The sequence below is a fragment of the Longimicrobium sp. genome (assembly GCF_035474595.1).
In the GTDB taxonomy this organism is placed as follows: Bacteria; Gemmatimonadota; Gemmatimonadetes; order Longimicrobiales; family Longimicrobiaceae; genus Longimicrobium.
The window spans coordinates 1-7517 of sequence record NZ_DATIND010000159.1 but is presented as its reverse complement, the minus strand read 5'-3'; the positions used below and the strand labels follow the sequence as shown (position 1 = coordinate 7517).

Below are 7517 nucleotides of genomic sequence, written 5' to 3'. Positions count from 1 at the left end.
CGACCTGCGAAGGTGCCGTCGTGCACCCGCGTCGGCGCTCTCACGCCTCGCCGCTGGGGAAGACCACGCGCACGCGTGCCTGGGCCTCCAGGGGCGAGCCGTTGCGCCATCTACGGCTTGCGCCGGATGATGTCGAGGCCGCACTCTGCTTGTTCGCGGATGGGATCAACCGGGAGCGACATCCCCCCTGACGGTCTGCTGATCGCACATGCACGCGGAGCCCGAGGCACGGCGGCTGATCGACCTGAGCCACACGGTCGAGCACGGGATGGTCACGCTCAAGGGCTTCCCCGCGCCGCTGATCTGCGACTACCTGAGCCGCGAGGCGTCGCGGGCGGTGTACGCGCCGGGGACGGAGTTCCACATCGGCCGGATCGACATGATCGCGAACACCGGCACCTACGTGGACAGCCCCTTCCACCGCTACGCCGACGGCAAGGACCTGTCCGAGCTGCCGCTGGAGTCGCTCGCCGACCTGGACGCGGTCGTCGTGCGCGCCACCGGCCGCGCCGGCCGCGCGATCGGCGCGGATGCGTTCGCCGGGACGGACGTAGCGGGGAAGGCGGTGCTGGTGCACACCGGCCACGCGCGGCACTGGGGGACGGAGGCATACTTCGAGGCGCACCCGTTCCTGGCGCGCGACGCGGCCGAGCACCTGCGCGACTCGGGCGCCGTCTTCGTGGGGATCGACACGCTGAACATCGACGACACGGGCGATGGCGCGCGGCCGGTGCACAGCACGCTCCTCCGCGCGGACATCCCCATCTGCGAGCACATGCGTGGGCTGGAGCAGGTGCCGGACTCCGGGTTCCGCTTCTTCGCCGTGCCGGTGAAGGTGAAGGCGTTCGGCACGTTCCCGGTGCGCGCCTTCGCGTTGCTGGACTGAGCTTTCGGTAGATAAGAACGGGGGAGAGGCAGCTTTGTCTCTCCCCCGTTTTCGTTCGGCATTCAACAGATTGGATCACACGGAGGAACCGGAGGGAACGGAGGAGATGGGGCGATGCACTTCGATCCATCGCGGAGCGATCCGGAGCGCGTCAGCGGGGTAGCAGCACGACCGGAGCCGCATCTCCCGAAATCGATTCGAAGTTGCAAGATGACAAGCACTTGGCGCGCTCGTCTCCTTCTCGTCTTCGCCCTCTTCGCCGGCGTGCTTCCCGGCCCTGCGTCGGCGCAGGCGCGAGCGGACGTGCTGTCCGGGCGGGTGATTCCGGCTGGCGGCGGCGACGTGCGCGGGATGCGGGTGTTCGCCCGCCTCGGCGCGCTCGCGGACTCGGCGGTGGTCGATGGCGTTGGACGCTTCGCGATCAAGCTGCCCGGCGGGTCCGCGTCGGACACGCTGGAGGTGTCGGTCGACGCGGCGGAGACGGCGGTGCGTGCGTTCCACCCCGCACGGCTCACCGTGGCGCGCGGCGACGCGGCGCGCGAGCAGGAGATCGTGCTGGTGCCGCTGCGGTGGACGATCCGCGGGGGGCGGTACGCCGGAAGCGAGGTGGAGGTGCCGCTGGCGCGCGCGTTCGCCGCACCCGCCCCCTGCGCGGGGTGCACCGGCTTCTTCCGCGCCGCCTCCGCGCGGCCGGGTGCGGGGCGCACCTGGCTCGCCGGGTGGCCCGCCGAGCGCTTTCCGCTGCGCGTGGCGTTCGACCGCGAGTGGAGCGGCGAAACGGTGACCGCGCGCGACTCGGTGGTGTTCTGGCGCGAGGCCGACGAGCTGGAGCGGGCGCTCGGGGCCGACGTGTTCCGCCCCGCGAACTTCGCCGACACCGCGCCGCGCGAGAACGGCGGCCCGGACGACGTGATCCTGGTCTGGCTCGATCCCGACATGCACGGAATCCGCGGCCTGGGCACCGCCGTCTCCGACGGCCACGAGATCGGCTACGGCGACCTGCGGCTGAGCCGCGGCGCGCTGCGCGACCCTGCGACCTCGCCCGGGCTGGTGGCGCACGAGCTGATGCACACGCTGGGCTTCGGCCACACCTGCGCGTGGCGGTCGGTGCTGTCCGACGTGCGCCGCTGCCCGGAGCTGCGCGCCCCCACCGCGACCGAGGAGGATGTCGCCTACGTGGAGCTCGCCGCCGAAGTCCGCGCGCTCGTGCGCCAGCGCGGCGGCCGCTGGGCGCTGGAGGCCGCCCTCGCGGCGATGGACGCGCCCGGCGAGCGGGGGCTGGCGGCGCGGTAGCTCGACGCGGGACGGCGTCCCACATCATCAAAGCTGCACGTAATCCGGCCGGGGATTTCGGGAGTCGCGGGCGGGGCGGGGGAGCGCGTATTATCTCCATCTCCCGCGGGTTCCTCATCCACGTCCGCAGACAGGTCCCCGACCATGAGCACCGTCGCCGCACCCGCCATCGAGCGCCCCGCGCCCGACGAGCACGCGCCCTACTACTCGCGCTACATCGACCTCGTCCCCGAGGGCGACGTGCTGGATCTGCTGGACCGGCAGGCGCAGGACACCGTGGGGTTCCTGCGCGGCATCCCCATCCACCTGCACGACCACCGCTACGCCGAGGGGAAGTGGAGCGTGAAGGAGGTGATCGGCCACCTGGCCGACACCGAGCGCGTCTTCGCCTACCGCGCGCTGCGCTTCGCGCGCGGCGACCGGACGGAGCTGGCCGGCTTCGACGAGAACGCGTACACGCCCGCCGGCGAGTTCGGGCTGCGCGAGTTCGAGTCGCTGGTGGAGGAGTGGCTGAACGTGCGCCGCGCCTCGCTGTCGCTGTTCCGCTCGCTGACGCCGGAGCAGGCGCGCCGCCGCGGGCTGGCCAACGGGCAGGAGATCAGCGTCCGCGCGATCGCCTTCATCGCCGCCGGGCACATCATCCACCACACCGCCATCCTCCGCGAGCGCTACCTGGGCGAGTCCTGACGCCCCGCCGGTCCGCCCGCGCCACGGAGCCTCCGGCGCGGGCGGACCCGCATCTCCCGAAGCCGTTCCTTCCATCCACATCTCCCCGCGACAGGCGCGCATGACCGAGCACCGGCGGCCGGGAACGCACGAGTACTTCATGGGGATCGCGCTGGCGGTGCGGGCGCGGGCGGACTGCACCGGCAACCGCGTGGGCGCGGTGATCGTGAAGGACCGGCGCATCGTGAGCACCGGCTACAACGGCACGCCCGAGAACATGCCCAACTGCAGCGAGGGCGGATGCCACCGCTGCGCGCACCGCGGCCAGTACCCCAGCGGCACCGGCTACGACCTGTGCATCTGCGTGCACGCCGAGCAGAACGCGCTGCTGGCGGCGGCGCGCTTCGGCATCGCGGTGGAGGGGAGCACGGTGTACACCACCATGCGCCCGTGCTTCGGCTGCACCAAGGAGCTGCTGCAGGCGCACGTGGAGGCGGTGTGGTACCTGCACGACTGGGTTCACCCGGACCCGCACTACCAGGCCGAGTACGAGCGCCTGCAGGGCCGCTTCCCCGAAGGCATCCGCCACCTGGAGGTGCCGGACCCCGACGCCGAGTGGGCCATCACCTCCCGCCGCGCGGCCGCGGGAAGGCCGGACGAGACGGGGCACGGGGCGGTGTGAGGTTGAGCCCGCTCGCACTCTGCTTTACCTTTGAGTAAAGCAACAGGAGACAGCTCCGATGTGCCGTGCACGGCTGGATTCCGAATGTAAGGCGGTCATCCCGGCTTCCGTCCGGGAGACGCTCGGCGTCGGACCGGGTGACGAGATCGTCTTTACGGTGACGGAGGGTCGGGTCGTCGTGTCGAACGGCAAGTCCGTCCTCGACCGCCTCGCGAAGTTCGCCGGACCAATGTGGCGGGGGTACGCCGACGAGGTGCGGCGCGATCGTGACGAGTGCGACCGGTGAGCGGTCGCGAGAAACGGAGATTTCCATGCCCATCGCGCAGGTCAGCAGCAAGTCCCAGATCGTGCTTCCGGCGGAGCTGCGCCGGAAGCTGGGGATCAAGCCGGGTGATCAGGTCCGCATCGAGGTGCGCGGGGACGAGATCGTCATCACTCCGCTCACCGCGTCCGCGTTCGAACGCCTGAAGGCACTTGGCGGTCCGGTCTGGCGCGGAGCGGCGGAGCGGATCGAGCGGGACCGCGACGAATGGGACCGCTGACCGGCGATATTGCGGATGGCGAGATCGTGCTGCTCGACAGCGTCGCCATCATCTATTTTCTCGATCAGTCGCCGGCCTACTTCACGGCTGCGGCGGAGATCTTCGCGCGGATCAACGCCGGAGAGCTCACCGGCGTGGCTTCGATGCTGGCGCTGACCGAGATCCTCGTCGAGCCGTTCCAGGCGGGCGACGCTGCCCGTGCCCGCGCCGTATCGACGGAGCTTCGCAGCTATCCGAACCTTTCGATCCGGAAGGTCGACGCCGAGGTGGCGGAGCGAGCGGCCGAGCTCCGCGCCCGCCTCGGCATCCGGACCGCGGATGCCGTTCACGTGGCGACAGGGCTTCTCGAAGGCGCGTCATGGTTCATCACCAATGATCTGCGCCTTCGCCGGGTCCATAGCGAAGGAATTCAGCCCTGGTTCTTCGACGAGCACCGCTGACTGCTTGTCGAACCCAATCGCCAACCGGCTCGCGAAACCCGCGGGCCGGTTGTAGTTTGGGCGCCTTCCATTCCGGGTTGAGGGGCGTGAGACGGGAGCGAGCGTGTTCGACAAGATCCTGATCGCCAACCGCGGCGAGATCGCGCTGCGGGTGATCCGCGCGGCGCACGAGCTGGGGGTGAAGACGGTGGCCGTGTACTCCGAGGCCGACCGCCTTTCGCCCCACGTGCTGGCCGCCGACGAGGCGTACTGCATCGGCCCGGCGCCCAGCGCGCAGAGCTACCTGCGCGGCGACGTGCTGATCGACGTGGCGAAGAAGACCGGGGCGCAGGCCATCCACCCCGGCTACGGCTTCCTCAGCGAGCGCGCGCCCTTCATCCAGGCGGTGCGCGACGCCGGCCTCGTCTTCATCGGCCCGAGTCCCGACGCGGTGACGGCGATGGGCGACAAGACGGCCGCGCGCTCCCGGATGATCGACGCGGGCGTTCCCGTGGTCCCCGGCACCAAGGAGGCGCTGGCCGATTCGGCGGAGGCGCGGCGGGTGGCGGGGGAGATCGGCTATCCCGTGCTGCTGAAGGCAGCCGCCGGCGGGGGCGGGAAGGGGATGCGCGTGGTCCAGAGCGAAGACGAGATCGAGCGCGCCTTCGACGCGGCGGGGAACGAGGCGCTAGGAGCGTTCGGCGACGGCTCCGTCTACATCGAGAAGTTCCTCGAGGGGCCGCGCCACATCGAGATCCAGCTCCTGGCCGACCGGCATGGGACCACGCTGCACCTGGGCGAGCGCGAGTGCTCCATCCAGCGCCGCCACCAGAAGCTGATCGAGGAGGCGCCGTCGGCCGTGCTCACGCCGGACGAGCGGTCGGCGATGGGGCAGATGGCGGTGGCCGCGGCGCGCGCCGTCAACTACGAGGGCGCGGGGACGGTGGAGTGCCTGTACCAGAACGGCGAGTTCTACTTCCTGGAGATGAACACCCGCATCCAGGTGGAGCACCCGGTGACCGAGCTGGTGACGGGGATCGACCTGGTGCAGTGGCAGATCCGCATCGCCGCGGGCGAGAAGCTGCCGTGGACGCAGGACGACGTGCGCTTCACCGGCCACGCCATCGAGTGCCGCATCACCTCCGAGGACCCGTTCAACTCCTTCCTCCCCTCCACCGGCCGCATCGGCGAGCTGACGCTGCCCAGCGGGCCCGGCGTGCGCTGGGACGGCGGGATCGCGACCGGCGTGGAGGTGGGGCTGTCGTACGATCCCATGCTGGCCAAGCTGATCGTGCACGCGCCGACCCGCACCCAGGCGGTGGAGCGGATGAAGCGCGCGCTGCTGGAGCTGCGCGTGGACGGCGTCGACACCAGCGTCCCCTTCCACCTGCGGGTGATGGACGAGGCGGACTTCCGCGCAGGACGTCTCGACATCAAGTACCTGGAGAAGCACGAGGAGCTGCTCGCCGCCGGGCCGAGCGACGAGGACGTGCGCGTGGCCGCGCTGGCGGCCGCGCTGCTGGAGGAGGAGCGGCGGCAGATGCGGACCGTGGCGCGCCCCTCCTCCGCCGCGCCGTCGGCCGGAGCCAGCGGGTGGCGGCAGATGGGGTGGAGAGCGCGGTGAGCGAGCGCCGCGGCGGGCGGGGGCGCGGTCCGGCGGGACGTCCCGGGAAGCCGGGCGGGCGGGGAGATGGACGGCGGCCGCCGCCGAAGCCGGTCGCGGTGCGCATCGACTCGATCGCCGCGGGGGGCGAGGGGGTCGGAAGATTGCCGGACGGGCGCGTGACCTTCGTGCACCGCACCGCGCCGGGCGACCTGGCCGAGATCGCGCTGACCGAGCGCAAGGAGCGGTGGACGCGCGGGCGGCTGCTGCGCGTCCTGGAGCCATCTCCCGAGCGGCGCGATCCGCCGTGCCGCTTCTACGCGCGCTGCGGCGGGTGCACGCTGGAGCACATGGCGTACGACGCGCAGCTGCGCGCCAAGGCCCGTATCGTGGCGGACGCGCTGACGCGCATCGGCGGGGTGGCGACGGAGCCGCCGGAGATCGTCCCGTCACCCAGCGAGTTCCGCTACCGCAACCGCGTGTCGTTCGCGCTGCGGCGCGCGGAGCACGGGCGGGTGGAGGCGGGCTTCCACGCGCTGGGTGCGCCGGACGAGATCGTGGACCTGGACGGCGCCTGCCTTCTCCCCGAGGAGCCCATCGCCCGCGTGTGGGACGCGCTGCGGGCGGCGTGGGGAGCAGATGCGAACCGTCTTCCGTCGGGCGAGCGGCTGCGGCTGACGCTCCGCGCGAACGCCGCGGGCGAGGTGTCGCTGCTGGTGGAAGGCGGATACTCGCCCGGGCGGCCGGAGGAGTTGATCGCGCGCGTGGACGGCCTCGTCTCCATCTGGCACCGGCCCGGCGAGGCGGCGGCGGAGCTGATCGCGGGCGCGCCGGGGCTGCCGGAGACGTGGGGCGACGAGACGGTGGAGCTTTCCGGCGCGGCGTTCCTGCAGGTGAACCGGGGTGCCGCCGCGCTGCTCGAGGCGCATGTCGCCGAACTGGCGGGCGACGTCGCGGGCTCGAGGATCGTGGACGCGTACTGCGGCGTCGGCTTCCACGCGCGCCGCTTCGCCCGCGCGGGCGCGGCGGTGGTGGGGATCGAGCTGGATCCGCAGGCGGTGGAGGAGGCAGTGCGCGCCGCGCCGGAGGGCGCCCGCTTCGTCGAGGGGCCGGTGGAGGACCTCATCCGCCTGGAGCTGCCGGCGGACCTCGTCATCCTCAATCCTCCGCGCGCGGGGGTGCACCCGGACGTGGCGGACGCGCTGCGGGAGACGCCGGCGGAGCGGGTGATCTACATCTCCTGCAACCCCGCCACGCTCGCGCGCGACCTGAAGCGGATGGGCGACGTGTACCGGCTGGAATCCGTCCGCTCGTTCGACCTTTTCCCGCAGACCGCGCACGTGGAGACGGTGGTGCTGCTGGTGGCTGCTTCGTAGCGCGTCGCCGCACCGGCAGAACGCGGCGGGCCGCCGGACACCTCGTCCGG

9 protein-coding genes are annotated in these 7517 nt (G+C 71.9%); all 9 read left to right on the top strand.

Features of this window, described 5'->3' with window-relative positions:
* Positions 1-208: 208 nt before the first annotated feature.
* Positions 209-886 (top strand): cyclase family protein, encoded by a 678-nt coding sequence (locus VLK66_RS28135; protein ID WP_325312850.1) that lies wholly within the window; start codon positions 209-211, stop codon positions 884-886.
* A gap of 210 nt (positions 887-1096) precedes the next feature.
* On the top strand, positions 1097-2179 hold the full coding sequence (locus VLK66_RS28130) for a hypothetical protein (RefSeq protein WP_325312849.1): 1083 nt from the start codon (positions 1097-1099) through the stop codon (positions 2177-2179).
* Positions 2180-2323: 144 nt separating this feature from the next.
* On the top strand, positions 2324-2866 hold the full coding sequence (locus tag VLK66_RS28125) for a DinB family protein (RefSeq protein ID WP_325312848.1): 543 nt from the start codon (positions 2324-2326) through the stop codon (positions 2864-2866).
* Between the two features lie 100 nt (positions 2867-2966).
* Entirely contained in the window at positions 2967-3527 is a 561-nt protein-coding gene (locus VLK66_RS28120; protein ID WP_325312847.1) for a dCMP deaminase family protein, read from the top strand.
* Positions 3528-3585: 58 nt separating this feature from the next.
* Positions 3586-3813: an AbrB/MazE/SpoVT family DNA-binding domain-containing protein gene (locus VLK66_RS28115; RefSeq protein WP_325312846.1), complete on the top strand. Its 228-nt coding sequence runs from the start codon at positions 3586-3588 to the stop codon at positions 3811-3813.
* 25 nt (positions 3814-3838) lie between these two features.
* Entirely contained in the window at positions 3839-4069 is a 231-nt protein-coding gene (locus VLK66_RS28110) for an AbrB/MazE/SpoVT family DNA-binding domain-containing protein (RefSeq protein WP_325312845.1), read from the top strand.
* Positions 4057-4509, top strand: a complete 453-nt coding sequence (locus VLK66_RS28105) for a type II toxin-antitoxin system VapC family toxin (protein ID WP_325312844.1) — start codon at positions 4057-4059, stop codon at positions 4507-4509. Before VLK66_RS28110 ends, VLK66_RS28105 begins: the two co-directional genes overlap by 13 nt.
* 103 nt (positions 4510-4612) lie before the next feature.
* Positions 4613-6112 carry an acetyl-CoA carboxylase biotin carboxylase subunit gene (gene accC / locus VLK66_RS28100; protein ID WP_325312843.1) on the top strand — a complete coding sequence of 500 codons (1500 nt, stop codon included), beginning with the start codon at positions 4613-4615 and terminating at the stop codon, positions 6110-6112.
* Positions 6109-7467, top strand: a complete 1359-nt coding sequence (locus VLK66_RS28095; protein ID WP_325312842.1) for a class I SAM-dependent RNA methyltransferase — start codon at positions 6109-6111, stop codon at positions 7465-7467. The genes accC and VLK66_RS28095 overlap by 4 nt, the downstream gene beginning before the upstream one ends.
* Positions 7468-7517 lie beyond the last annotated feature (50 nt).

Excerpts from the sequence above, each read along its gene's own strand:
- VLK66_RS28135 (WP_325312850.1), top strand. The coding sequence starts at position 209 with ATGCACGCGGAGCCCGAGGCACGGCGGCTGATCGACCTGAGCCACACG.
- VLK66_RS28125 (WP_325312848.1), top strand. The coding sequence starts at position 2,324 with ATGAGCACCGTCGCCGCACCCGCCATCGAGCGCCCCGCGCCCGACGAG.
- VLK66_RS28120 (WP_325312847.1), top strand. The coding sequence starts at position 2,967 with ATGACCGAGCACCGGCGGCCGGGAACGCACGAGTACTTCATGGGGATC.
- VLK66_RS28105 (WP_325312844.1), top strand. The coding sequence starts at position 4,057 with ATGGGACCGCTGACCGGCGATATTGCGGATGGCGAGATCGTGCTGCTC.
- VLK66_RS28115 (WP_325312846.1), top strand. The coding sequence starts at position 3,586 with ATGTGCCGTGCACGGCTGGATTCCGAATGTAAGGCGGTCATCCCGGCT.
- VLK66_RS28110 (WP_325312845.1), top strand. The coding sequence starts at position 3,839 with ATGCCCATCGCGCAGGTCAGCAGCAAGTCCCAGATCGTGCTTCCGGCG.
- VLK66_RS28130 (WP_325312849.1), top strand. The coding sequence starts at position 1,097 with ATGACAAGCACTTGGCGCGCTCGTCTCCTTCTCGTCTTCGCCCTCTTC.